This is a genomic window from Cellulomonas telluris, assembly GCF_004886325.1.
GTDB classification, from domain to species: domain Bacteria; phylum Actinomycetota; class Actinomycetes; order Actinomycetales; family Cellulomonadaceae; genus Cellulomonas; species Cellulomonas telluris.
This window is the reverse complement of record NZ_QXFN01000094.1, coordinates 1-536: the sequence shown is the minus strand read 5'-3', so window position 1 is coordinate 536 and position 536 is coordinate 1. Positions and strand designations below refer to the sequence as shown.

Here is a 536-nt window from a genome sequence, read left to right as displayed (position 1 = left end):
TCGCGCTCGAGCTGGACCCACGGCTCGGAGGCGTCGACGTCACCGGCCGTGCGGGTCCACCCCGCGCCCTCGAGGGCCGCCGCGGCCTGGTCGACCTGGTCGCCCTCGGCACCCTTGCCGACGACGACCGCCGACGCCTTGTAGTCCTGGGCCCGATAGGTCGACATGCCCTCACTCTCGACCCGGCCCGTAGCCCGCTCGAGCGTCAGGCCGCTGCCGGTGAGGGCTGACGCCATGTCGCGGAGCTCGGCGTCGACGGCCGACCTCATCGCCGCCAGGTCCTCGGCGGCCTGCTCCGGGTCGGGGTCGTCGCCGCACGACCCGAGCCCGAGGACGAGGCCCAGCGCGAGGGCGGGGACCAGGACGAGGCGCAGCGGCAGCAGCTTCGTGCGTCCCATGATGGCAACCGCACGATCGGCGACCCGGCGACGAGCACCCGCGATCACCGGCGCGCGGTCGTGTCGGAACGGTCCGGCTGGTCCGCGGTCGGGTCGCGATCCCACTCGGGGTCCTGGGGCGGGCCCCACCAGGGGTCG

General features: G+C 75.4%; 1 protein-coding gene. It reads right to left on the bottom strand.

The features are described from left to right. Positions 1-398 (bottom strand): hypothetical protein (locus FB586_RS18900; protein ID WP_136520869.1); only part of this gene is annotated, 398 nt, incomplete at its 3' end. Between the last annotated feature and the right edge of the window lie 138 nt (positions 399-536).